22 protein-coding genes are annotated in these 22893 nt (G+C 43.9%); 8 read left to right on the top strand and 14 right to left on the bottom strand.

The features are described 5' to 3' along the window. Positions 1-87 precede the first annotated feature (87 nt). Together fabV and ACXAFJ_RS04995 are read right to left on the bottom strand one after the other, a co-directional pair. On the bottom strand, positions 88-1290 hold the full coding sequence (fabV, locus tag ACXAFJ_RS05000) for an enoyl-ACP reductase FabV (RefSeq protein ID WP_475321842.1): 1203 nt from the start codon (positions 1288-1290) through the stop codon (positions 88-90). Between the two features lie 165 nt (positions 1291-1455). Further along, on the bottom strand, positions 1456-3774 hold the full coding sequence (locus tag ACXAFJ_RS04995; RefSeq protein WP_475321841.1) for an acyl-CoA dehydrogenase: 2319 nt from the start codon (positions 3772-3774) through the stop codon (positions 1456-1458). 434 nt (positions 3775-4208) lie between these two features. Between ACXAFJ_RS04995 and ACXAFJ_RS04990 the strand changes: the two genes are divergently transcribed. Next, complete coding sequence (locus ACXAFJ_RS04990; protein WP_475321839.1) at positions 4209-5129, top strand: 1-aminocyclopropane-1-carboxylate deaminase/D-cysteine desulfhydrase; 921 nt, start codon at positions 4209-4211, stop codon at positions 5127-5129. A gap of 15 nt (positions 5130-5144) precedes the next feature. Here ACXAFJ_RS04990 and ACXAFJ_RS04985 read toward each other — a convergent pair whose 3' ends face one another. The 3 genes from ACXAFJ_RS04985 to ACXAFJ_RS04975 form a co-directional block, all read right to left on the bottom strand. Further along, positions 5145-5504: a VOC family protein gene (locus ACXAFJ_RS04985; protein ID WP_475321838.1), complete on the bottom strand. Its 360-nt coding sequence runs from the start codon at positions 5502-5504 to the stop codon at positions 5145-5147. Between the two features lie 155 nt (positions 5505-5659). Then, entirely contained in the window at positions 5660-6307 is a 648-nt protein-coding gene (locus tag ACXAFJ_RS04980; RefSeq protein ID WP_475321837.1) for an NAD(P)H-binding protein, read from the bottom strand. A 68-nt stretch (positions 6308-6375) separates the two neighbouring features. Next, the gene (locus ACXAFJ_RS04975) at positions 6376-7824 is read right to left on the bottom strand and encodes an NAD-dependent succinate-semialdehyde dehydrogenase (protein WP_475321835.1); all 1449 of its coding nucleotides are present in this window, start codon (positions 7822-7824) and stop codon (positions 6376-6378) included. A gap of 194 nt (positions 7825-8018) precedes the next feature. On the opposite strand from ACXAFJ_RS04975, the gene ACXAFJ_RS04970 reads away from it, so the two are divergent. Beyond that, positions 8019-8747 carry a DUF3581 domain-containing protein gene (locus ACXAFJ_RS04970; protein WP_475321834.1) on the top strand — a complete coding sequence of 243 codons (729 nt, stop codon included), beginning with the start codon at positions 8019-8021 and terminating at the stop codon, positions 8745-8747. A 63-nt stretch (positions 8748-8810) separates the two neighbouring features. Here ACXAFJ_RS04970 and ACXAFJ_RS04965 read toward each other — a convergent pair whose 3' ends face one another. Beyond that, positions 8811-10601 carry a family 20 glycosylhydrolase gene (locus tag ACXAFJ_RS04965; RefSeq protein ID WP_475321833.1) on the bottom strand — a complete coding sequence of 597 codons (1791 nt, stop codon included), beginning with the start codon at positions 10599-10601 and terminating at the stop codon, positions 8811-8813. A gap of 57 nt (positions 10602-10658) precedes the next feature. Continuing rightward, positions 10659-11711, bottom strand: a complete 1053-nt coding sequence (locus tag ACXAFJ_RS04960) for an ROK family transcriptional regulator (RefSeq protein WP_475321831.1) — start codon at positions 11709-11711, stop codon at positions 10659-10661. Positions 11712-11971: 260 nt separating this feature from the next. On the opposite strand from ACXAFJ_RS04960, the gene ACXAFJ_RS04955 reads away from it, so the two are divergent. From ACXAFJ_RS04955 to ACXAFJ_RS04940, 4 genes are all read left to right on the top strand, one after another. Beyond that, positions 11972-13186 (top strand): ABC transporter substrate-binding protein, encoded by a 1215-nt coding sequence (locus ACXAFJ_RS04955; RefSeq protein ID WP_475321830.1) that lies wholly within the window; start codon positions 11972-11974, stop codon positions 13184-13186. 132 nt (positions 13187-13318) lie between these two features. Then, positions 13319-14305, top strand: a complete 987-nt coding sequence (locus tag ACXAFJ_RS04950; protein WP_475321829.1) for a carbohydrate ABC transporter permease — start codon at positions 13319-13321, stop codon at positions 14303-14305. Between the two features lie 8 nt (positions 14306-14313). Beyond that, entirely contained in the window at positions 14314-15156 is an 843-nt protein-coding gene (locus ACXAFJ_RS04945) for a carbohydrate ABC transporter permease (RefSeq protein WP_475321827.1), read from the top strand. A gap of 2 nt (positions 15157-15158) precedes the next feature. Beyond that, positions 15159-16277 carry an ABC transporter ATP-binding protein gene (locus ACXAFJ_RS04940; RefSeq protein WP_475321826.1) on the top strand — a complete coding sequence of 373 codons (1119 nt, stop codon included), beginning with the start codon at positions 15159-15161 and terminating at the stop codon, positions 16275-16277. Between the two features lie 89 nt (positions 16278-16366). Here the strand turns inward: ACXAFJ_RS04940 and ACXAFJ_RS04935 are convergent, their stop codons facing one another. Further along, positions 16367-17218 carry an N-acyl homoserine lactonase family protein gene (locus tag ACXAFJ_RS04935; protein WP_475321825.1) on the bottom strand — a complete coding sequence of 284 codons (852 nt, stop codon included), beginning with the start codon at positions 17216-17218 and terminating at the stop codon, positions 16367-16369. A 98-nt stretch (positions 17219-17316) separates the two neighbouring features. On the opposite strand from ACXAFJ_RS04935, the gene ACXAFJ_RS04930 reads away from it, so the two are divergent. After that, on the top strand, positions 17317-18219 hold the full coding sequence (locus tag ACXAFJ_RS04930) for a LysR family transcriptional regulator (protein WP_475321823.1): 903 nt from the start codon (positions 17317-17319) through the stop codon (positions 18217-18219). A 21-nt stretch (positions 18220-18240) separates the two neighbouring features. Here ACXAFJ_RS04930 and ACXAFJ_RS04925 read toward each other — a convergent pair whose 3' ends face one another. The 4 genes from ACXAFJ_RS04925 to ACXAFJ_RS04910 are packed head-to-tail and all read right to left on the bottom strand — an operon-like array spanning position 18241 to position 20379. Continuing rightward, a complete protein-coding gene (locus tag ACXAFJ_RS04925) occupies positions 18241-18675 on the bottom strand; it encodes a GNAT family N-acetyltransferase (protein WP_475321822.1) in 435 nt (144 codons plus the stop codon). Positions 18676-18684: 9 nt separating this feature from the next. Further along, a complete protein-coding gene (locus tag ACXAFJ_RS04920) occupies positions 18685-18912 on the bottom strand; it encodes a DUF2798 domain-containing protein (RefSeq protein WP_475321820.1) in 228 nt (75 codons plus the stop codon). Positions 18913-18924: 12 nt separating this feature from the next. Next, positions 18925-19479: an NADPH-dependent FMN reductase gene (locus ACXAFJ_RS04915; RefSeq protein ID WP_475321819.1), complete on the bottom strand. Its 555-nt coding sequence runs from the start codon at positions 19477-19479 to the stop codon at positions 18925-18927. Between the two features lie 51 nt (positions 19480-19530). Next, entirely contained in the window at positions 19531-20379 is an 849-nt protein-coding gene (locus ACXAFJ_RS04910; RefSeq protein ID WP_475321818.1) for a pirin family protein, read from the bottom strand. 99 nt (positions 20380-20478) lie between these two features. Between ACXAFJ_RS04910 and ACXAFJ_RS04905 the strand changes: the two genes are divergently transcribed. Next, complete coding sequence (locus ACXAFJ_RS04905; RefSeq protein WP_475321817.1) at positions 20479-21393, top strand: LysR substrate-binding domain-containing protein; 915 nt, start codon at positions 20479-20481, stop codon at positions 21391-21393. Positions 21394-21418: 25 nt separating this feature from the next. Here the strand turns inward: ACXAFJ_RS04905 and ACXAFJ_RS04900 are convergent, their stop codons facing one another. Together ACXAFJ_RS04900 and ACXAFJ_RS04895 are read right to left on the bottom strand one after the other, a co-directional pair. Continuing rightward, positions 21419-21883, bottom strand: coding sequence for a GNAT family N-acetyltransferase (locus tag ACXAFJ_RS04900; RefSeq protein WP_475321815.1), 465 nt, complete (start codon positions 21881-21883; stop codon positions 21419-21421). A 105-nt stretch (positions 21884-21988) separates the two neighbouring features. Further along, the gene (locus ACXAFJ_RS04895) at positions 21989-22732 is read right to left on the bottom strand and encodes a class I SAM-dependent methyltransferase (protein ID WP_475321814.1); all 744 of its coding nucleotides are present in this window, start codon (positions 22730-22732) and stop codon (positions 21989-21991) included. Between the last annotated feature and the right edge of the window lie 161 nt (positions 22733-22893).

Raw genomic sequence — 22893 nt, 5'->3', positions numbered from 1 at the left:
TATAAAGCTAGCAGGATAAATTGGGCTAACCCCAACAAAAAAAGGTGCTGAATCAGCACCTTTTTTAACTTTCAGATAGTTCAGCAATTAAATTGTGATAAAATCTGTTTCTACTGCAGGGCTAACGTCCGCTTCGTAATCCACGCCTTCAACACCAAAGCCAAATAACTTCAAGAACTCTTCTTTGTACTCAACATAGTCAGTCAGTTCTTTTAGGTTTTCAGATGTAATCTGCGGCCACAGGTTTTGGCAGTGCGCTTGAATGTCTTCACGCAATTCCCAATCGTCTAGACGTAGACGGTTTTTGTCATCAACGTCAGGCACTGAACCATCTTCTTTGTACAGACGGTCAGTGAACATGCGGTGAATCTGCTCCATACAACCTTCATGCAGGCCTTCTTCACGCATCTTCTTGAACACCATTGCAATGTACAAAGGCATTACTGGAATTGCTGAACTCGCTTGTGTCACCACTGATTTTAATACCGCAATGTTCGCTGTACCGTTTAAGCCACTTAGTGATTTATTCAGTTCTGCTGCCGCGCGATCCAAGTCTTTTTTGGCTTCACCTAACGCACCATCCCAGTAGATCGGCCATGTTAGTTCCGTTCCGATGTAGCTGTAAGCAACGGTTTTACAACCTTCAGCCAGAACACCAGCATCTTTTAGCGCAGACATCCACAGCTCCCAGTCTTGGCCACCCATTACCGTTACCGTATCAGCAATTTCTTGCTCTGTAGCAGGCTCAACGCTTGCTTCGATAATCACATCTTTGTTGGTGTCGACTGCCGTTGAAGAGTATGCCTTGCCAATTGGCTTTAAGCTTGAGCGGATTAGTTCGCCTGAATCAGGCAGTTTGCGAACTGGTGACGCCAATGAGTAAACGACTAGGTCAACTTGCTCAAGGTCTTGCTTGATAAGCTCGATTGCTTTTTGCTTGGCTTCATGTGAAAACGCATCGCCGTTTAGACTTTTGGCATATAGGCCTTCTTCATTCGCTAGACGGTCGAATGCTGCTGCGTTGTAGAAACCAGCCGTACCTGGTTTTTTCTCAGTGCCTTCTTTTTCAAAGAACACACCAATTGTCGAAGCGCCGCCGCCGAAAGCTGCCGCGATACGAGAAGACAATCCATAGCCGCTTGAAGAGCCAATGACCAATACACGCTTTGGCGCATTTGCGATTGGACCTTGTGCTTTAGTGTAAGCAATTTGTTCTTTTACATTAGCTTCACAGCCCACTGGGTGAGTTGTGGTACAGATAAATCCACGAATTCTAGGTTTGATGATCATATTCAACTTCCTTTAAAAAACTGGCATAGGATAAAAGGTTCGTAAACATAACTCATCTTATTTCTCTCAAAATGACCATTTTGCCCAAGTGGTTGAACCACTGAGCTCATTTCAAAGAGAGTTCGAGTCACCCATTACATCATTGGGTGACTCGAGTTTGTGGTGTTAGGCCACGTTGTTCATCTTCTCAGACGGTTTCGTGGATGAAAGTGATGCTTCGTTGCTCGATGTAAGCACTTTTTCTAGATCATTTGAGAAATGGTCGACTTGAATGGCTTTAGAACGAAGCCGATCCGCTTGCTCTATGTTTTGTCTTTCTTGGGTGGTGATAATTTCGGCTTGTTCAGCCTCTATGACCGTTTCTGCCCAAGTAGCTTTGCGCTCCAGCTTACCTTCGCGAATCGAAGTCGTAATTTTCGCTTCAATCGGAGACACCTTGTGAACTGCGTTAAATGCAAGTTCCATCAGACCGACACTATCTTGTTCAGAAGATTGCCAAAAACACAGGTGGGTTAACCGGTCGCGTTGATTACTTGGTGTCATCAAGCGTTTAACCAACCCATGGACCAGTTTGTCACTGGGCAGACGATAGCGGTTTCCCAACGGGAAGACGATGAAGTTAAGTAACCTGCCTATCCAGACATGAGGAAAGTTTCGATAAGCTTGTCGCAACGAGCGAGCTGCTAACGTTAAGCAGTACTCCACGCCATATTGAACGAACTCCCAATCTTCTACGCGTTGCCCTTCATCGTGGTATTTTTTTAACACCGCACTAGCTAAATATAGGTAGCTCAAGCCATCTCCCAATCGTGCTGAAATCATCTCTTTGCGCTTTAGATCACCTCCTAAACTTAGCATCGCCAAATCGGCTGAAATTGCCAAGGCTCTACTCAATCGAGCTACTTGCTTGAAGTAATCAGAAGTCTGGCCCGATACAGGTGAAGATGCAAACTTAGACCCAGTTAAAGCATGGAACAACGAAACTAGTGCATTTTTACTAGCATGTTTGATGTGCTTAACTAAGAGCTCATCAAACTGGTTTGCAGCTGATTCAAACCCACCCTCTTTTTGAGCTTCTGCCACACAAGCCATCTCTTGGCCGACAAATGGGTGGCAGCGTGTGGCACCTTGACCAAATATCATCAGATTTCTGGTAAGAATATTCGCCCCTTCTACGGTGATTGCTATGGGGATTCCTAAGTGATGAGTGGCAAGGTAGTTTAACGGACCATCTTGAATGGCTCGCCCTGCGTGAATATCCATGGCGTCATTGAGAACCTGCCGACCAATTTCTGTCATGTGGTATTTTGCAATCGCGGTGACAACGCCAGGTTTTTCGCCGCTATCAAGAGCCGTCGTGGTAAAGGTCCGCGCCGCCTCAAGCAGATAAGTGAATCCACCAATTCGAGCCAAAGGTTCCGCAACCCCTTCGAACTTGCCAATTGGGTTGCCAAATTGTTTACGGACCAATGCATACGCGCCTGTAGTCCGAGTGGTCAAATGACCGATTGCTGCGCCTAATGCCGGTAATGAAATACCGCGTCCAGCTGACAAGCACTCAACCAACATTCTCCAACCCTTGCCCGCATATTCCTGCCCACCAATCAGCCAGTCGATAGGAATAAACACGTCTTTGCCGCGGGTGGGTCCATTCATAAAAGCAAGACCAATGGGGTCATGCCTTTCACCGACTTCAACGCCTAAATGAGAGGTGGGAATCAAGGCACAGCTAATTCCAATATCTTCGACATCACCAATAAGATGATTTGGGTCTTTTAGTTTGAATGCTAAACCAAGAACTGTTGCAACAGGTGCTAGCGTAATGTAACGCTTGTTCCAGTTAAGTCGAATTCCTAGTGTTTGGCTTCCTTCAAATTCCTGCTCACAAATCACTCCCGTGTCAGGGATACCACCCGCGTCCGATCCCGCTTCTGGCCCCGTTAGAGCAAAACAAGGAATTTCTTCACCGACCGCTAGCTTCGGCAACCAGTGTTGTTTTTGCGCTTCGGTTCCATAGTGAGTGAGTAGCTCGCCTGGTCCAAGAGAATTGGGTACCATGACCGTAACCGCGGAGCTGATACTTCGAGTGGCGATTTTTGCAACAATCGTTGAGTTCGCTAATGCCGAAAACTCTCTTCCACCATACGCTTTTGGAATGATGAGCGAGAAGAATTTGTTTTCTTTTAAGTAGTCCCATACAGGCGCTGGTAGATCGCGATCTTTTTTGACTATGGTGTAGTCATCTAGCATGCCGAGCAGGGTTTCAAGTTCGTTATCAATAAAGGACTGTTCTTCTGATGTCAGCTCAGGTTTGGGGTAACTCAACATCTTTTGGAAATCTGGCGAGCCCGAAAACAAGTCTGCCTCCCACCAGGTGCTTCCCGCCTCCATGGCTTGCTGCTCTGTCGTTGATAGGGGTGGTAAAGCTTTGCGAAAAAATGCGAATGTCGGATCGCTTAACCACTTACGTCTAAACTGTTTCATGGCACACCTCCACAACTGGTCTAACCAGATTACCATTTGACTATATGCCCAGTAGCAGAAGTTAACAAGTTGTTAATCTAAAAATTCGTCGTTCGACGTTGTAACGACCCAACCTCCTTGATCTAAAACATTGAATAAATGTGAAAAGTTAGAAACTTCATTTTTTTGGTAATAATTTTTGAACTTATTGAGATAACAAGCGTCTGAAGTTGTGTAGGTCGCGGAGCATTGAGAAGTTTACTGGCCGTCAACTTGAATTTAGACCGTGACCCTTTAATGCTGCTTTTTCTATCTAATCCAACTCCTATTGATTGCCCAAAGCCCTTTGCTTTGGGCATTTTTTATCTAGATACACTGGCTTCTACTTTTTATCCTGAACTAACCGTCGGTGTCTTTGTATAATGCATTACATCGCCTTCTGATAGATTACTTCTATGTTTCGACTCACTCACTCTCCAGTGACTCATCACACCTTCCAGCATGTTGAGTTTTACTTAAAACGAGATGATCTACTTCATCCAGAGTTTTCAGGAAACAAGGCGAGAAAATTTGCTTACTGGTTGAGTGCCCCGCTGGAGCATGTTGATACTCTGATTGGCTATGGGAGTCCACAAGCTAATTCACTGTATTCTATGGCCGCACTGGCCAAACTTCGAGGTTGGTGTTTTGATTACTACGTCACTCGAATTCCAAGTTGGTTACAGGCAAACCCAATCGGTAATTTCCAAGCTGCCGTCAATTTGTCAGCAAACATTATTCCTGTCCAACTAGACGAGCATGAAAACTTACAAACCTGGTTTGAAAAGCAAAAATTCGGTGCAACGAGTCTTTGTCTTCCGGAAGGTGGGCGGATCAAAGAAGCAGAACTGGGTGTAAAACAACTCGCGTCTGAAATCATTGAATTTAGAGAACAACAGGGGTTTGACTCTCTCAACGTGTTTTTGCCATCTGGCACAGGAACTACCGCTTTGTACTTGCATAAATATTTGCAGCCCCAGCGAATTCAGGTATTTACTTGTTCGTGCGTCGGAGATGATGACTACTTACAACAGCAATTTACCGATTTGGGAGAAAGCAGTTTTCCATCGATTCTCTCGGTGGACAAAAAGAGACACTTTGGCAAAACCTATCGAGAAAATTTTACGGTTTGGCAGCAGCTTCGGGAGCAAACCGGAATCGAGTTTGATCTACTCTATGACCCGATAATGTGGCATTGTCTGTTGAATGAAGAACAATTTGCAGCTATACAAAAATCGTATCCCTACCCCAATTTATACATTCACCAAGGGGGGTTAAAAGGCAATGAATCTATGTTAAGCCGCTACCGACGGAAATATCCTCTTCTGTTTAACTAGGCTTCTTGTAACTTGTCAAAGAGAAGAATCTATCCTTAGGTTGCTGTGTCCCTGCTTTTGCAAAAATGCCAAGTGATAGCCATCGAAGTCTGTCAATGTGAACCCTACGCCGTCACTTTGCATTAATGATGACTCTAGATAAGGTTGTAGCCTTTGGTAATATTCTTCAAGATCTTCAATATATAGCTCAATCACGCCAGAAAAATGCGGGGCGCTGCATCGAATATCCTCAGTGGTGAAAACCAGCTCACAATCACCTTTTTTGACTGTGCAAGTATCGGGAAGAAATTCGATAACGTCGAAGCCCAAGTAGTCTTCATAGAATCGTTTGGTTTCTTCGGTATCGTCACATTGTAAAAGTAGTCCAGTCGACATAGCCGTTATTCGTTGTTGTTTTTTTCAAATGTACTTCTACTAACCTTTTGATTCTTTGATTTCACTACGGCTAATAGATAGATTGATTAATTATAAACCGCACTCCACCATTAGTTAGTTTAAGTGATTGTATTATAATAAAAACCCCAAATTAGCTAGGGGAAACATTGGTCCAAAGTGAAGTGACTGCAACCCGTCGATTGGTAATTAGATAGGGCAAATTTAACCATTTTTTGAGCCAGCTCTTCACCCTTGATTGGCCGGTATTTACGCAAGCCTGGCAACTTACATAACTGAGGCAAAATCACGCCTCCTAGTGTTTCCCCAAATCGCGTATGATCTCGTTCACCCAAAAGTAACGATGGTTGAAAAACACTGATTTTCTCAAAATTCAGTAAGCCGATTGCTTGCTCCAATTCTCCTTTCATTCGCAAATACTGATTTCTTGATTGGTAGTTAGCCCCACTCGATGACACCAGTAAGTAATGTTTAACCTGATTCTCAGCGGCTACTTTTGCAGCGTTAAGCTGATAATCAATATCAACGATTCGCTGCGCAGCAATAGAACCTGCTCTTTTCAACGTCGTGCCCAAACAAGAGAACAACATGTCGCCTTTTATCAGGTCTTTGTGTTGCTCTAAATCATCGAAATTAATGACATGATTTACGACTTTTTCATTGGCATGGATGCATGGCCTTCGAGTTAGAGTGACAACTTGTCTAACTTCCCGCTGAAGTACAAGTTGATCCACGACGTTTGAACCTACTAACCCCGATGCACCAACCACAATAGCTATCGACATTAAAAACTCTCCAAATACTTTTTATCGCTAAAGGTCCCTGACTGTGCCTGTAACCAGAAAAGCGCTACTCACACACCGCCCATCAGCACGTATTTGGCTTCCAGAAATTCTTGCATACCTTGACGACCACCTTCTCGGCCTAATCCAGATTCTTTCACGCCACCAAATGGCGCGACGCTGGTCGACAAAATGCCTTTATTAACCGCCACCATGCCGCTGTCTAGCCGCTCACTGTATAGGTAGGTGCGTTTCAAGTTTTGCGTGTACACGTAAGAAGCCAGACCCGATAGAGTTGAATTTGCGCGAGTTATCACTTCATCGTCGGAATGAAAACGGTACAAGGCTGCAATAGGGCCAAAGGTTTCTTGATTTGCTGCAATCATGTCATCTTGCATCTCAGACAGGACAACCGGTGCCACAAACAAATTCGACGAATCAATGTGACGCTTGCCAAAAAGTATTGTCGCGCCTTTGGTTAACGCATTTTCTAGGTGTTCGTTAACTTTCTCCACCGCAGATGAGTTAATAAGTGGCCCAATATCAACAGAACTAAACCCATCCCCTACGACAAGGCGACTGACCCTATCGACCAGTTTGTTGGCGAACTTGTCATACACATCATTGTGAACAAAAATGCGATTGGCAGAGACACAAGTCTGCCCGGAATTTCTAAATTTAGCTGCCATGACACCGTCAATCGCGCTGTTGATGTCCGCGTCGGCACAAACGATGAAAGGCGCGTTCCCCCCAAGTTCTAGGGATAGCTTTTTTATGCTGTCTGCCGCTTGATACATGAGTAATTTGCCAACCGCTGTTGAACCAGTAAAAGACAGCTTAGCAACTCGTTTATCACTCATTAACTGTTCGCCAATCATTTTCGCATCACCAATGACGACTTGTAATAAACCTTTCGGAGCACCGGCACGAGCAGCTAACTCAGCTAGTGCTAAAGCGCTTAATGGTGTATCTGGCGCTGGCTTTAGCACCACAGGGCAACCAGCCGCAAACGCGGGCGCACATTTTCTTGTGATCATCGCCGCTGGGAAATTCCATGGTGTAATCGCAGCTACCACACCAACAGGTTGATAGTTCACGACGATTTTTGAATCGGCCAAATGACTAGGAATGGTTTCACCGTAATTGCGCAACGCCTCTTCGGCGTACCATTTGACAAAGCTGGCAGCGTAATCAATTTCACCTATGGCCTCGTTAAGCGGTTTGCCTTGCTCAAGAACCATAATACTTGCGAGGTCTTGTTTATGTTCAATGATCAACTGGTGCCAGCGATGCAAGAACTGACTGCGTTCAGAGGCCAATGTCGATTTCCAAGTTTGAAAACACTGGTGCGCTGCTTCTATCGCCACATCGACTTGTTTACTGCTTACTTGCGTTATCTTGGCTAACTCTTCCCCAGTTGCTGGATTCACCACCACTAGGTCAGACTCCGTTCCAGCTTGCCACTCGCCATTAATATACTGGGCATTTTTCAATAATGATTGGTCAAATTTCGCTGACATGTATGACTCCGTATAAGAGGTTACCGCTGTGGAAAATAAAACTAATTGCACATTGAGTCTACAACAGTAGAATACTCGCTTTGATTTAGGCCCTAATTCGATATTGCGAATAGATTCCAGAAACACTGGATAGACCATTAACACTGTCGAACTTGGGTATACTTCGCCGCAGATATTAATGTGACATTTTAATTATGTTTTTGACACCATACTTTTCGCTAACTGACAATCAATTCCAATTCACTCGTGAACAAGCAAGTCGCTTTGCTAAAAAAGTAGCTGGTGATTTCAACCCTATTCACGACGAAGACAACAAACGCTTTTGTGTACCCGGAGACCTGCTATTTGCTGTAATGCTTAGCCAGCAAGGTATTCGTCAAAAAATGCGTTTTGACTTCGCAGGCATGGTTACCGATGGTATTGCACTTAATATCGATGCTAAGTCAGAGCATGACGCCGTTGTGGTTGATGCCAATGGCAAAGAATATTTGCACATGACACACGAAGGCGACGTTAATCACGACGCTGAATTTATCGAATATGTCGTTACAAACTACGTCCAGTTTTCAGGCATGAACTTCCCTCACATTATGGTTCCTCTTATGGAAGAGGCGCAAATGATGATCAATTGTCAGCGCCCTCTAGTGATATACGAGAGTATGGAAGTGGAGTTTACTCGTTTAGATTTGCATCGCCCTCAAGTTGAGTTTGCAGGCGCAACCTTTGATGTTGAGGGTAAACGTGGCGTGGTTACTTTGAATTTCTCGTTTAATGAAAACGGCGAAGAAGTGGGTAAAGGCGTTAAGCGCATGGTCGCAAGTGGCCTAAAACCTTACGATCAAGATGCAATTGATGATCTTGTGAACCGTTTTAATGCACGCAAAGATGAATATCTAGCTCGCCTTGAAGAAGTTGCAGCGTAAGCAACTAACCTAACATCAAGAAAGGAGCCTAAGGCTCCTTTTTTACTTCTTAGTTAAATGACACTAGCTAACTGGTGTTTGCTGTTCTGCATTGGTTTTGCACAACTCTTCCAGCAGTGTCAGTCGGCTTGAACTTTGTTTTAACCCGCCCTCTCGATAATGCTGTAGCCACAAGTTTTGATAGCGCAGTTTAAATCCACTTAATCGCTCTGCAATACGCTCTTTGGCTTGGTCATCTAGCTGCTCTAGCTCTCTGGTACCAGACTGTTGATATTCAATGGCAATTTGATTTGCCACTTTCATACATTCCAAAGTCCAGGCAATTTGTTTAGATAGCCAGGTAGCTGGTTGACTTAATAACTCATTGGTCAAATTAGTAAGGTACTCTTGAGCTTGTTGTAGAACCTCTTTATCAGCGATGTCGGCGCGTCTGATATGTCTGCGTGAGCGTTGATCGAACACAAAAGGACCGTAATACGCACAGTTTGGCGTCGTCACTCCGCTGGTTAGATAAGCGTCTTGAATATTGTTTATAAGACTTTCCAATCCGATAAACTCTTTACCAAAATGCTTGGCAACAAAATCTGCCCAGCTTTCTAATTTGGATTCATGATCCCAAGCTACACACGCCCCAAAGACATAGTGCGGGAGCGCGGTAAAAAATGCCTGCCCATAACCCATGTCGCCCCATTCAGAAATTTGATAACCTTTGGCACCAAACTTTTTCGCGGAGATCGCGGCGCGCTGCATATGTACTCGGGCTGCCTGACGACGTCCGGCTATCGAAGCAAATGTGTTCGTTGACACGACGACTTGAAATGGGTAGCCATATCCCGAAAGCTTTTGATGCTCTTCATCATATGGATGGTCTTCTTCGTAACCCCAGTTTAAAAGCTCAAGGTCTTTGGGCAAGTAGGGTAACAAGTCTGGATATCGAAACAACATATCACTGAAAATCTGGCATCGTTTACCGCGATTGGCAGCAAGATCAAGAATTTTGGTTAGATAGTTAAGATACACCTTTCCGTGCCCCTGCTCTTCACACGCTTGCTGACTGCCATCAACACCAAGATCCATGGTTTCATCAAAATTAATATTGAGGGTGTCTGACGTAAAGTTGGGCAAAAGCTCAGCAAACAATTCATCAACAAACTGTGCTGATTTAGGGTTAACGGGGTTTAATCCAAACGACTCAGGACGATAGTCTCCGCGTTGGTCGTAGAAGCCACTAGTTTGTTCAGCAATGTCATGATACTCCGGATGGCATAACCACTTTTCCATGTGTCCAAACGTCGCTTGATTGGGGATAAGCTCAATGCCCTTACTAATGCAGTATTTATCTAGGGCTTGAATTTCTTCCGGCAGCATCGGCGAGTATCCGTCCCATGCGGTTTGATGATTTTTGTAGGCAAAAGTATGTTCGGTATAGAGCTGAACTTGGTTGATTCTCAGTTCAGACCAGAAATCTATGAGTTTAAACAGTGTATCGTTAGTCGGAACCCTGTCACGGCTGATATCAAGGATTACACCGCGTTTATCAAAGCTCGGCCAATCTTTGATGTTAAGCTCAGGTAGTTTCGCTTGGAAGATATCAAGTAGTTGAGCCAAACAGTAATGTCCATACAACAGGCCATGCTCATCGGCATAACTGAGCTGCACGTTCTCTACACCCGTTGTTAACTGATAGCCCTGAGAATCAATGGTCTTATCTTGAACATAGACAATACGGCTTTCGTCAAGTCGCTGACCAAAAGTCAGTGGGATCTGTCCGATAAGGTGTGTCAAATCCACAACCGCATCACTTAATATGTCTTTCTCTTTTGGTTGAGGGTACAGTTTGTCAATTAAGGCCATAAACACGTCCTACTTTAATTAATGTTTACTTTGTCGGTAAATCCTAGGTCACACCGATCACAAAACGTCAAAAAGAACTAACTCTTGTGTGGTTAACTTCTTCCAAGCCATAGCCGCCGCACCCGCAGATACAGATTGTGTTCCTAATGTTGAAATTTCTATATTTGGGTGCCAGGTTTCGTGCCCACAAAACTCTGACAATTCCTCCTGGACGAGCTCTTCTATAGCGTGAAAGTGCTTCTCGACCTGACCACCTAGTACTAAATGGTGGACATTTAGGAATCGAGAAAAAGCGGCAAGCTTTGCAACAAAGTTTTGTAGTAATTCTTTGTGGTTCTTCAATGCGGGCTCTTTCCCCAAACCATACTCACCGGTCCAACAATCGTCGCCATAAAAGACTTGGCCATTGAATATGTAACCCATACCAATACCCAAATTATCAACTCCGGGTTTGTGGCTGTAGGATGAGAACAGCACGTAAACCAAATTGTCTTTTAGATCTCGTCTGCCCAGCATCAATTGGCCCCATGCCGCGCAATTGGCGTCATTGTCGCAGTAAATAGGGTAATCGAGTTCTTTTCTTAGAATCTCAGTTAAGTTAACTGGTGCATTAATCTGAAACGCCACGGATACACGAACAAGACCTGTATCGGGTTCAACTAACCCTGGCATTCCAACACCAATGGCCAATATTGGACCCCACTTTTCCTCTAGTTCTTTCACAGCGGGCAAAATCAAACTCGCAATATCGGTTAGCTCAACTTGAGTTCTATCGACTGAAATTAAGCGTCGGTCGACTACTTGGCATGACAAAGTAACGACAGAGATGTTGATCAATCTATCAGTGAGCTCCAACCCCACCAATACACCCGTCTCATCATTGAGATTCAGATAAACTTTAGGCCGGCCACCACTCTGGGTTGGTTTACGCATTTCTGATTCGTTCACCAAGCCCTTTTCAGACAAAACTGATACCAGTTTCGTAACTGTAGATTTATCTAAACTTAACTTCTCCGCAATGTCGACCCGAGAGATAGGCTGGTGTCGCCAAAGGGTTTCAATCACTCTGGCAAGATTAGTTCGTTTTACTTTGTCCGCGACAAGTGGCATTTAGTTTCCAATATCAACTAATTGATTCCCCCATTCTCGCCCACTTTAACCACTAAATGCAAGAAAGAATAAAAAACAGCATCCAGACCACACCAAATAAAGACTTTGCAAGTACTTACGTCAAATTTATTTCAACGTAATTACTATTAAATTGTAACGTTTTTGTTAATGTAACTGTGATTGAGATCGTTGTTTTTTTCTACAAACCGTTTAGATTTTTAATAAGTTTCCATCGGCAACTAATAAAAGGGAATATATCGATGAAAATCAAACGTGGAGTAAAAGCCATTACCGCCCTACTCGGTTTGGCCGTCGCGATGCCTATTACCGCATTCGCAGACGAAACACTAACGCTATGGACTTGGCGTAAACAAGAGCGTCCTCTTTGGGAAGAGGTCAGCAAACGCATTGATGGTGTAAAAGTTAAAGTAGAAGTATTTAAAGGCGTAGATTACAACTCTCGCCTTCGTCTTGGCCTGCAAAGTGAGGATGGACCTGATTTGTTCCAAGGTCGCCCAGGTCCATCCTTCCTTGATCAATATGCTAAAGCCGGGATCATTGAACCATTAGGTTCTGATGTAGACCTAAGTGGAATTGCTGAAGCAACATTCGCATCTGCAATGGGTTCAGATGGCAACATGTACGGTGTTCCATTTGCGGTTCAAACCGTTCAAGTTATCTACAACAAGGCCGTATTTGAAAAATATGGTATCGAAGAGCCAAAAACTCGCGCTGAGTTTGAAGCCGTCATGAAGAAACTTAAAGACAACGGCGTCACTCCTCTAGAAGTTCCTGGTCGCGCAGGTTGGGCACTGGCGATGATGAGTGCCGGTCTTGAAGCTGGTATTTCTGGTGAAAACATGAAGGGCGTTTCAACTCGTGATGAGCCATTCACTGCTGCTTCTTACCAGAAAGTTGCGGACGTTTTTGAAAGCTGGAAGCAATACGTAAACCCAGCTGCATCAGCGTTAGATTACCAAACTTCTCACGCAAACGTTGCGCTCGGTGATTCAGCAATGGTTATTGATGGACTATGGGCAACCTCTCCACACGGTAACATGGCAGCAACTGATCCAGATATCCGTCTAGGGCTAATGCCGGTACCTGGTGATGGCGGCAAAGTCTACGCGTTTGCTGATGGCGCCTACCTAGTAAATGCTAAGAGCGACCAGCGCTCAGCCGCAGACAAAGTTCTAGCTTACACAGCAACAAAAGAGTTTGCACAGCTATTTGCTGACCACGTAGGTGAAATCTCTACTTACTCCTCAGGTATCACGTATGAAGGCGCTTACCAATCAGAGGCTGCAGGCTTCTTAGCAAATCAAGCTCAACCGTACCTAACCTGGAAAGGTGCATACAACGTTCAGTATGAAGAGATCGTTGGTCCTGCATTCCAAAAATTCCTTGCAGGTAAAGTTGATGCGAAAGGTCTAACTGCTGAAATCGAAAAAGGTTTCAAAGCGAAAAACCTATAAGTCTCATCTTATTTCAAAGGCTCAAGGTGACTTGAGCCTTTCTATACCCAAGTAACTTCGACTGTGTTGCTTAACTCTTGAATTATGCAACTAGGTTATTTAGGTATACAAGTTCACATTTAGGAGTAATGCATGTCTCACTCGCCTAGCACCAGCGAGGTAAGCACCCCAATCGATACTGAAGCAACGAAACCTCGTAAGAAAACGTCGATGTTCAGCTTCAAACAAAAGGAAAAAATGCAATACGCTGCATTGCTGATTCCGGGTTGTTTGCTTTATGCGGTATTTAATCTTTTTCCTCTGATCGGCACCTTTTTCTTATCCTTTTTTGAATGGCCGGGAATTGGACCAGCAACCTACGTTGGCTGGGACAACTTTGTAAAACTGTTCACCGATGACTACCTAAGTGGTCAAATGTGGAATGCTCTTGGCCAAACCTTCATCTTTTTCGCAATTTGTATCAGCATGTTCTTACTTGTAGGAACGGGATTCGCGCTCCTTTTAAGTTGGAACACGATTGGTAAATCTGGTTACAAGTTGTTGTTTTTCATGCCTTATCCACTGGCGGCAGTAGCCGTTGCCTTCTTAGGTCAATTAATTGTCGATGTACGTGGTCCGATTAACCAAATTTTGATGGATTGGGAGTTTATTTCAATTCCATTTATCTTCTTAGGTGACGAAACTTCCGCGCTGCCAACCATCGCAATTTTCCAATCTTGGCAAAAACTTGGCTTTTCTATCATGCTGATACTCTCCGCCATCATTGGTGTGCGTTCTGATTTGCTGGAGGCGGCCGTTCTCGACGGAGCCAATCGCTGGCAATGTATCAAGCACGTTGTATTTCCAGTTCTTAAGCCAGCGTTTATCTTGATCACCATTCTTACCTTGGTCGATGTCTTCAACAACGCCGAATATGTCTTGATTCTGATGGGACCAGATGCTGGTCCTTATTATTCGACTGACATTATGGGTACTTTCCAGTATCGAACTGCATTTGGTACGAGTGGTGGCTCAGGCGCTGCAGATTTAGGTATGGCAGCGGCTATCGGTATGGTGATTGCGGTATTCATCCTACCCGCGTCTATCTTCTTGGCTCTTCGCAACTTGCGCAATCGATAAGGGAACTCATGGAACGCATTTTTAAATTACGCCCTACCGAGCAGGTTCTAGTTCAGTTTTTACTACTAGCATGGGCATTAGTTGTTGCCATTCCATTTGGGTTGGCATTCATTAACTCGTTAAAAGGCAGCCTAGGCGAAGTGATTCGTCATCCGTTTTCTCTGCCAAACGAATGGTTCTTTAGTAACTATGTGGAAGCGTGGGAACAGGCTAACTTTAGTAGTTACTTTATGAACTCGCTGATCATTGCCTCGGGAACCGTCGTTCTAGCTGTGTTGTTCAGTACCATGGCCGCGTTTGTTCTGGCGCGAGTAGAGTTCAAAGGTAACAAACTCATATTTATCATGTTCATGCTCGGCGTGATCATTCCACTTCGATTGGCGATGGCACCTTTGTTTGTCGTGGTTCAGCAACTGGACTTACTGAACAGCTTACTCGGCATTATCTTAGTGCAAGCGGCAAGTATGATGCCTGTTGCGATATTTATCTTAACTACATTCTTTAAGCAATTATCGCCTGAAATCGAACAGGCAGCGCGAGTCGATGGTGCACTGCCCTTCCAAATCTATTGGCGAATCGTACTTCCGCTTGTAAAGCCAGCAATTGCAACGGTTGCCCTACTCTCATTTGTCGGCGCATGGAACGAATACATATTCCCGCTCTTGTTCTTACAAGATCGTGAATTGTTCCCATTAACTTTGGGGCTACAAGAATTCGAAAATGAATTTGCCGTTCGCTGGAACATGATGTTCGCAGGCTTAATCATCATGATGGCTCCCACTCTCATTGCATTTTTACTTGCGTCAAAAGCCTTTATCCAAGGTCTGACTCAAGGTGGTATTAAGGAATAATTATGGCCCACGTTAAACTCAACAATATTAAAAAGTCCTACGACAAAACAGAAGTTCTCAAAGGGATTGATTTAGAAATTAATGACAACGAGTTTGTAACCTTTGTTGGCCCATCTGGTTGTGGTAAATCAACGCTACTTCGTATGATTTCCGGTTTAGAAGAGCCTACCAGCGGTAGCATTTTCATTGATGGCGAAGACGTTACCAATCAAGCTCCTGCTGACCGTGGAATCGCCATGGTATTTCAGTCCTACGCCCTTTACCCGCAAATGACAGTTCGTGAGAACATGGGTTTTGCACTTTCGATGGATAAGCGCCCTAAAGATGAGATTGCCGAAAAGGTAAACTACGCTGGGAAAATGCTGAAACTCGACAAGCTATTTGACCGATTACCCAAAGAGCTATCAGGTGGTCAGCGTCAGCGTGTTGCGATTGGCCGTGCCATTGTACGAAACCCTCGCTTGTTCTTGTTTGATGAGCCCCTATCAAACTTGGATGCAGAATTGCGTGTTGACATGCGTATACAGATTGCCGAGTTACACCGTTCATTAGAATCAAGCATGGTGTATGTAACGCACGACCAAGTTGAAGCCATGACCTTAGCGGACAAGATAGTGGTATTGCGTGATGGGCAAGTAGAGCAAGTTGGACCGCCACTCGAGCTCTATTACAAGCCAGACAACAAATTTGTTGCCGGTTTTATCGGTTCGCCGAAAATGAACTTCTTACCGGTTACCGTTGAAGAAGCCTCATCTTCTCAAGTTGTGGTTGCACTAACCAATGGCCGCCAAATCAAGCTTGATAAAGATGGCAGTGCATTGACACAAGGTGAACAAATCACACTAGGCATTCGCCCCGAGCATATTAAGATTGCTTCACCAGAAACCATGGACAACTTCGCGTGTGTTGTTGATATGACTGTAAACGTTGCAGAATTCCTAGGTGCGTCGTCATATGTGCACTGTCAATCGCAACAAGTTGATAAGTTAAGTATGATGATTGATGGAGAAAAAGCGTTAAGTCTCAATCTTGCGAACGGTTCTGAGTTAACATTGGGAATTGAAGCAGAAAAGTGTCACCTTTTTGATCGTCACGAACGTGCGCTGAAAACTGCAATCTAAACGAATCATACAGAATTAGCGTCAGCTTTCTCCCTATCGTTGACGTTAACAAGGCACTCTTCGGAGTGCCTTACCTTTTTCTAATCGGGTTATCGATACACGTATGGCGATAGCCTTCTTTGATTAAACTCCTCTAAGTCATGCCCTATCCATAGTTCTGCCCCAGTTTTAGTAATAATGGTTTCAATTTTTTCAAACGCTAACTTGCTTTGTTTCGGTTGATTAAAAATCGGAATAGCGCGCAATCGGCGGTTTTTGCGAGTGTGGTACAAATCACCGGACAAAACGACTGGACCATAATTAGGCAAATCAATGTATAACACTTGGTGACCTGGCGAATGTCCATACGCCGACAAGATTACCACTGAGCCATCTCCAAAGACCTGATGATCTCCATGAATGACTTTGGCGTTAGGCTTTAGGTCTGAATACATTGAAGGATCAAAACCCAACTCGGCCGCATTCTTTGCGAACGCCAAATCAAATTCGGGTTTCTGTACCAACCAAGTTGACTCGGAAAACTTGTTAGCGTTTCCAATATGGTCGGAATGTAAATGAGAAGCGGCAAAGTATTTAATATCCGAAAACGTCAGTCCAAGTTCGTCAAGTTGCGACTGGGTCGTTTTTGGCAATGAAAAGTGAAATGCGCCCCCCAAGGCTTCAACTCCTTCTTTAATCTGACTCAATCCGTCGTTAAATCCTGCATCCCAAAACAAGGTTCCTTGCGGATGGGTAATTAAATAACAGGTATTCGCCATTTTTAGTGGCTTGGTTAGTTTAGTGTTTGGATTAAACATACTGGGTTGGCGTGATTCGATGCGACCACAATCTATCGCCGACAAAGAAACTTCTACATTACCTCGTGTTGAAATTGGCGAATTGTCCTGAGCACTTAGTACTCCTGAAATCACCAGTAATAACCCGCTTAACATCACTCTCATATCGTTGACTCCTTTACATATTGTTGAGTCATGGTAATCTCGGGATACTCACTAAAAAATAGCATTTTTAAAACCCTGAATGCCAATAATGGGATAGTATGAATCTTAACGATCTAACCATATTGCGTGCGATTGCAGAGAAAGGCAGTTTTGTCAGTGCCGCTACTCACCTAGATTTGCCAACAAGCACATTAAGCCGCCGCCTCGCTTCCTTAGAAAAAGAGTTGGACGTCAAATTGGTTCAGCGTACTTCAAGAACAGTAACGTTAACCGAGCAAGGACGATTGCTTTATCAGCAAGTGGCACCACATCTTCAGGGAATTCTTGACGGGGTGAGTTTTTTAAAAGAGCAAGAACAAGAACTGAGTGGCAAACTCACCGTCATCTCACCTATTTTTGTTTCCTATTTATGCTTGTCAGACTGGATAGCAGAGTTTCAATCTCTGCATCCCAATTTGGATGTGAATTACCGAATTAGCAACACAATGGAAGACATACTGGCGGAAAACGTTGATTTGGCCATTCGACCCGGACCACTTAAAGATTCTTCTTTAATCGCGCGCAAACTGTACGATACGTCGATGAACATCTATGCCAGTTCAAGTTGGCAAAAAACAAACAAGCTGCCTCGAAAGCCACAAGATCTCAACCAAGCAGACGCATTTACCCTGCCCTATCTAGCTAAGCCTTGGAATCTATATAAATCCGGTAAAGAGTTTCAACTCACCACCAATTACCGAATATACGCCAATGACTTTGGCCCGCTTGCGCAAGGCATCATTCACAATCCTGTCATAGGCGTGTTACCCACTCTTTATGGTGACGAGTTTGTTAGAAAGGGAAAGCTGATAAAACTGCTTTCTAGTTATCGTCTTGAAACACCCGGCCCAATCTATGGTGTGTACCCATCGAAACAGTTTATGCCTAAAAAAACACAAGCACTGTTGGAGTTTATAACGCATAAGTTTGAACAACTTAGCCAAGGTAACCTGATGTCTTAATCAGTCAATCATGCTGAATAATCACAGGTATTTAGCCAACTCCGAGAAGTGCTGGTCTTGTTCAACTACTTCAAAACCAAGTTCTTGATAATAACTTTTGTTAAAAGAATTACTGTTAAATACACTCAATGTGAACCGATTACATTCAGCTTTTTTAGCGATGTCTTGCAGTAGTATTACGCAAGTTTTCCCAAAACCTCTTCTTCTAAACTTCTCTTCTATAACCAGTAAATGAAGATGAAGGTTGTCATGGTCGAGTCGGTAACACACAAAACCGACTCGCGTCTTGTTAGAAAATACCCAGTAGCAGTTCTCTAGTGAGTAGCTAGTATTAAACCTTTGCTGTTGGAATTCCTCATCCCAGCCAAACGTTTGTTCTATGTCTTCAAAAAGCGCTGAACGGTAAAGTTGATAAGCCGCTGGCCTCTCTTGAAATGTCAGCTGTACAAGTTCCACATTTTCCTCTCAGGGTTTATTACCAACTAGTCTGTTTACCAACTTTTGAGTAACTGGTACCACAAAAACGCTCAGCGGAAATGCAACAGCAAATGACAATATCCACATCATTGGCCACGTGCTTAGTGCTTCTACCAACTCAACAGTGATCAACCCCATCGCTAATGACATTCCGCCAGACATGATCAAAGACATGATGGCTGAAAATAGATAAAACTCTATCCGCTCTTGTTTCATAACACGTCCTCCTTAGTCTTGGAACTCTTTGCTTGCCGTTATGCTTTCTAAATGACGCAGTAACTCTGTAAGTTGATCGTCCAAGTCTTGGTTTATCAAACGTTGCTCTTCAGTACTAAAGTTGTCATAGAAACTCGGAATACTTAACTGGCCAATTAAGTTTCCACCAAAATGAGGGGCAGCTTCTACTGCAAGTTTCAGAACATTCTTAGCACCGCCGGGACCTGGAGACGTTGCCAATAACACTAATGGTTTACTTTGATATACATTTCGGTCAATACGGCTTAGCCAGTCAAACAAGTTCTTAAAGGCTACTGTGTAATTGCCATTGTGTTCGGCAAGTGAAATCAATACTGCGTCAGCCTCTGCAATGTTCTTTGCAAAAGAATGAGCTGCTGTAGGAATGCCATACTCTTCTTCCAAATCAATGTTATAGATTGGCAAGTCAAAATCGTTTATGTCGACGTAATCAATATTTACGTCAGCGATTCTACTTGCAGCATATTTTACTAGCTGTTTATTGATGGATTGCTTGCTGTTACTGGCGGCAAAAGTAAGTAGTTTCATGCTTTATTCCTATTTCAAATTGGCTTAATAGATATGCGTATTTGTTGCGAGTTAAAGTGAGCCTAGTTTTCCGGCTTGGTATCTTGCGACAACATCATCAATCTCAGATTGATTACTCATTGCAAAAGGACCTTGCTGAACAAATGCCTCGTTGACGGTCTCACCTGAAAGCACCACAAAATGGCTATGATTGTCCGATTCTCCTTTCACTGAAATAAGGTCAGAATCGGCGCTGCTGATCGTGACCGACGTCCCTTGTTGTAGTTCGAACCATTCGCCATCGACCTGATATTGAATATTGCCTTCAACAGCATACAGCCATGTATTGAACCCCTTCTGAATCTGGTGTGAAAAGTCTGACTTTTGACCTACATAACCATCCAAAATGGTAAAAGGCCATACTGCTTTTTCTTCTAGGCGATAACCGTTGCTCTCGCCCAAAACCAAACGTACTCTATGGCCGACACCTTCTATTGTCGGCATCGCTTGTTTCTTGATATGCAACGAGCTTGGAGCTTTGTGTTTTAGAACTGCCGGTAAATTAACAAATATCTGTAAGCCGTGAATTTTTGCACCCTCGCGTGGTGCTTCGTCATGTAGCGCACCGGAACCTGCATTTAGCCAGTACAAATCACCCGCATCGATATCAAAATCATTACCGAGTGAATCTCTGTTGTTGAATTTTCCCTCTGTATCTTCAAACAACACAGAAACTGCTGAAATTCCCGCATGTGGATGTGCTCCAAATGTAGGTGTCGTCATAGTGTAGTGATCGACCATGATAATTGGGTCCATGGTTCCGTTAAACTGAGAATGGCGAAACCCTAACCCACTGAAACCATTACCTACGCTTAGTGGATTTCCCGTTGCTTTTATCTGTTGAGCATTAAGTGTTTTCATTTTATTTGTTCCATTTGTTGGCTTAAAAACACTATAGACTCTTGGATTAATCAAAAAAACGGCTAAAATTCAAACCATTCGTTCCAATAATAGAACGCTATGAAAATAGATCTAAACGATTACTTTTATTTCGTGCACGTTGTGGAAAAGCAGGGCTATTCCGCGGCTGCTCGCGAACTCAACATGCCAAAATCTCGCTTGAGCCGGCATGTTACGCAGCTGGAAGAACGGCTGGGAGTCAGGCTGCTGCAGAGAACTTCTCGTAATGTCACTGTGACCAATGAAGGAATGCGCTTCTATCAACATGCAAGAAATCTGGTAGACAACATGGAGCTCGCAGAAGCCGCCATGGAAAGTCGTTCGGGAGAGCTTAGCGGTAAAGTGGTAATAAGTTGCTCAACGGGTGTCGCACAGTTTGCACTGATAGACCTGATAGCTGAGTTCGCGTCACTCCACCCTCAAGTGCTTGTCGAACAGAGAGTCTCTAATACACATGTTGATCTCGTTGCCGAGGGAATAGACATTGCAATTCGCGGCCACAGCGGAGACCTACCCGACTCAACATTAATACAACGCTTTATTACCAAAGTGGAATGGCCGTTATACGCATCACCCGATTACCTTCAGTCCATAGACAAGTTGGAGAGCCCTTATGATTTGGCTAATTGCCGTATGCTAAAAGTGGGCCGGGCCAATGCGAAAGATGCCATCCCCTTACTGCACAAAGATGGCTTGCGGACTCATCAATCTACCAAAATAGTCATGTGCTCTGAGGATATGTCGACATTGCGACATGCGGCCATTAATGGCTTGGGTGTAATCGCATTACCCGATTACGTCTGCAAAACTCCGGTTCAACTAGGTCAGCTAACCAGAGTTTTGCCAGATTGGATATCGCAATCAGCCAGTTTAAGTTTGTTGATGCCTTCTAGACTTGGCGTACCGGCGCATATCAAAGCGCTAGCCGAGTACATCAGAGAAAATTTACCAAAAGCGGTTGCTAGTGAGGACTAGGACGTTTTGACTTAGGTATGTTTAATCAAAACTCAATTCTTGCCGCGAGATCACCACAGTCAAAACGTCCATTCTCTACAAAGCCTAGACTTTTATATAAAGACCGGGCCGCGACGTTCTGATCACAATAAACGATGTGAATAATCTTAGGGTTTTTCGCTTTGATTTCATCGAGCACCAGCTCCATCATTTTTCGGCCATAGCCTTTGCCTTGTTCATTTTTATCAATCATGGCTCTAAAGATGTAATACTCGCCGGGCTTTTGCTCTTTCATCCAATTGGCATTGACCCACTCGGTATACATAACAAAACCTACGACTTTTTCCTCCACCAGCAACGCACGCGGCTGGTAGTCAGGGTTTATTGATACCTCTGCCATAGAAAAAACGTTGGTGGACACATAAGCCTTTTGGCTCTCGTCGAGCTCAAGACCGATTACTTCTCGAAAGTTTTGCTGATCGACTGGTTGTAACTTAATTTGGGATACCACTTAACTCACCTAAATTAGCTGTCAAAATTCAAAGCGAACATAACACCATTTTTGGGAGATGTATTCTCTTCAATTGAAACATTGCTTGATAAGACTTTGAATTATCTATTTTTTGTAACCAGCAACGACGGTTAGTGGCATGACTAAGTCGACCACTGTTTTTGTCCCAACAATCTCGACAGCTCTCGCTTTAAGTGACATTAACGCTTTATCGCCGTATCGCGCTTGGTAACGTTGAGAAGCAGACCACGACATTAAATAGTCAAACAACTGGTCAACAGTCCAAGAGACGTGTATTTGGTGTTCACCAAAATCAATTTCTTCAAATGGAAACTTTACGTCTTTGTACCCATCAATTAACAATTGATTTTCTGCTGCCCAAAAGCTTGAAATTTCACGCTTGAAGGGCTCTATCACCTCTGAATCTAGAGCGTTGTGTGCGTATAGCCAACCGTAACCAAAAGCGCAGAACAATCCGCCTTCTTTTAAAACGCGATTAACTTCCACCCAATATTTATCAAAATCAAACCAATGCAGCGCTTGAGCTACGGTTACCAAATCAAAATGATTATCTGGGAAAGGCGTTTCTTCTGCAGGACAAACCAGAAACTCAACATTGGATTGCTCAATAGCTTGCTCTATTTGGTTTGAACTGATGTCGCTGGCGTGCACCTTTTCAAAAAGCGTCGCGAGGTGAATGGCGGCTTGTCCATTGCCTGTCGCACAATCCCAGGCAGCAGTTTTCTCAGCACAATGCTGTTCGATTTTATCGTATAGGCTTTGAGGATAAGTGGGTCGAGATGAACGATATAGAGCAGAATGATTATGGAAGAGTGTGTCGTTGGTCATAGCTTGTCCTTAACAATTACCAACCTCAACCGTACTGTAATCCGTGTGCCAAAAACCAGGGGCTCGGTAACAAATTGTTAACTTTCTCGCGTCATAACGATCAAAGTTTGCGTAAACACAAATCATATCCTGCGCTAATTCACCACCAAGCTCCCTTCCGC

The sequence above is a fragment of the Vibrio sp. ABH4_348 genome, assembly GCF_056159765.1.
Note: the sequence above shows the minus strand (reverse complement) of the source record. Positions and strands in the feature narration are given on the sequence as shown.

Bases quoted from the DNA above. Each gene is read 5' to 3' on its own strand.
- ACXAFJ_RS04930 (WP_475321823.1), top strand. From the start codon at position 17,317: ATGAATCTTAACGATCTAACCATATTGCGTGCGATTGCAGAGAAAGGC.
- ACXAFJ_RS04905 (WP_475321817.1), top strand. From the start codon at position 20,479: ATGAAAATAGATCTAAACGATTACTTTTATTTCGTGCACGTTGTGGAA.
- ACXAFJ_RS04980 (WP_475321837.1), bottom strand. From the start codon at position 6,307: ATGTCGATAGCTATTGTGGTTGGTGCATCGGGGTTAGTAGGTTCAAAC.
- ACXAFJ_RS04970 (WP_475321834.1), top strand. From the start codon at position 8,019: ATGTTTTTGACACCATACTTTTCGCTAACTGACAATCAATTCCAATTC.
- ACXAFJ_RS04940 (WP_475321826.1), top strand. From the start codon at position 15,159: ATGGCCCACGTTAAACTCAACAATATTAAAAAGTCCTACGACAAAACA.
- ACXAFJ_RS04960 (WP_475321831.1), bottom strand. From the start codon at position 11,711: ATGCCACTTGTCGCGGACAAAGTAAAACGAACTAATCTTGCCAGAGTG.
- ACXAFJ_RS04995 (WP_475321841.1), bottom strand. From the start codon at position 3,774: ATGAAACAGTTTAGACGTAAGTGGTTAAGCGATCCGACATTCGCATTT.
- ACXAFJ_RS04985 (WP_475321838.1), bottom strand. From the start codon at position 5,504: ATGTCGACTGGACTACTTTTACAATGTGACGATACCGAAGAAACCAAA.
- ACXAFJ_RS04920 (WP_475321820.1), bottom strand. From the start codon at position 18,912: ATGAAACAAGAGCGGATAGAGTTTTATCTATTTTCAGCCATCATGTCT.
- ACXAFJ_RS04955 (WP_475321830.1), top strand. From the start codon at position 11,972: ATGAAAATCAAACGTGGAGTAAAAGCCATTACCGCCCTACTCGGTTTG.
- ACXAFJ_RS04910 (WP_475321818.1), bottom strand. From the start codon at position 20,379: ATGAAAACACTTAATGCTCAACAGATAAAAGCAACGGGAAATCCACTA.
- ACXAFJ_RS04945 (WP_475321827.1), top strand. From the start codon at position 14,314: ATGGAACGCATTTTTAAATTACGCCCTACCGAGCAGGTTCTAGTTCAG.
- fabV (WP_475321842.1), bottom strand. From the start codon at position 1,290: ATGATCATCAAACCTAGAATTCGTGGATTTATCTGTACCACAACTCAC.
- ACXAFJ_RS04965 (WP_475321833.1), bottom strand. From the start codon at position 10,601: ATGGCCTTAATTGACAAACTGTACCCTCAACCAAAAGAGAAAGACATA.
- ACXAFJ_RS04915 (WP_475321819.1), bottom strand. From the start codon at position 19,479: ATGAAACTACTTACTTTTGCCGCCAGTAACAGCAAGCAATCCATCAAT.
- ACXAFJ_RS04975 (WP_475321835.1), bottom strand. From the start codon at position 7,824: ATGTCAGCGAAATTTGACCAATCATTATTGAAAAATGCCCAGTATATT.
- ACXAFJ_RS04990 (WP_475321839.1), top strand. From the start codon at position 4,209: ATGTTTCGACTCACTCACTCTCCAGTGACTCATCACACCTTCCAGCAT.
- ACXAFJ_RS04935 (WP_475321825.1), bottom strand. From the start codon at position 17,218: ATGAGAGTGATGTTAAGCGGGTTATTACTGGTGATTTCAGGAGTACTA.
- ACXAFJ_RS04950 (WP_475321829.1), top strand. From the start codon at position 13,319: ATGTCTCACTCGCCTAGCACCAGCGAGGTAAGCACCCCAATCGATACT.
- ACXAFJ_RS04895 (WP_475321814.1), bottom strand. From the start codon at position 22,732: ATGACCAACGACACACTCTTCCATAATCATTCTGCTCTATATCGTTCA.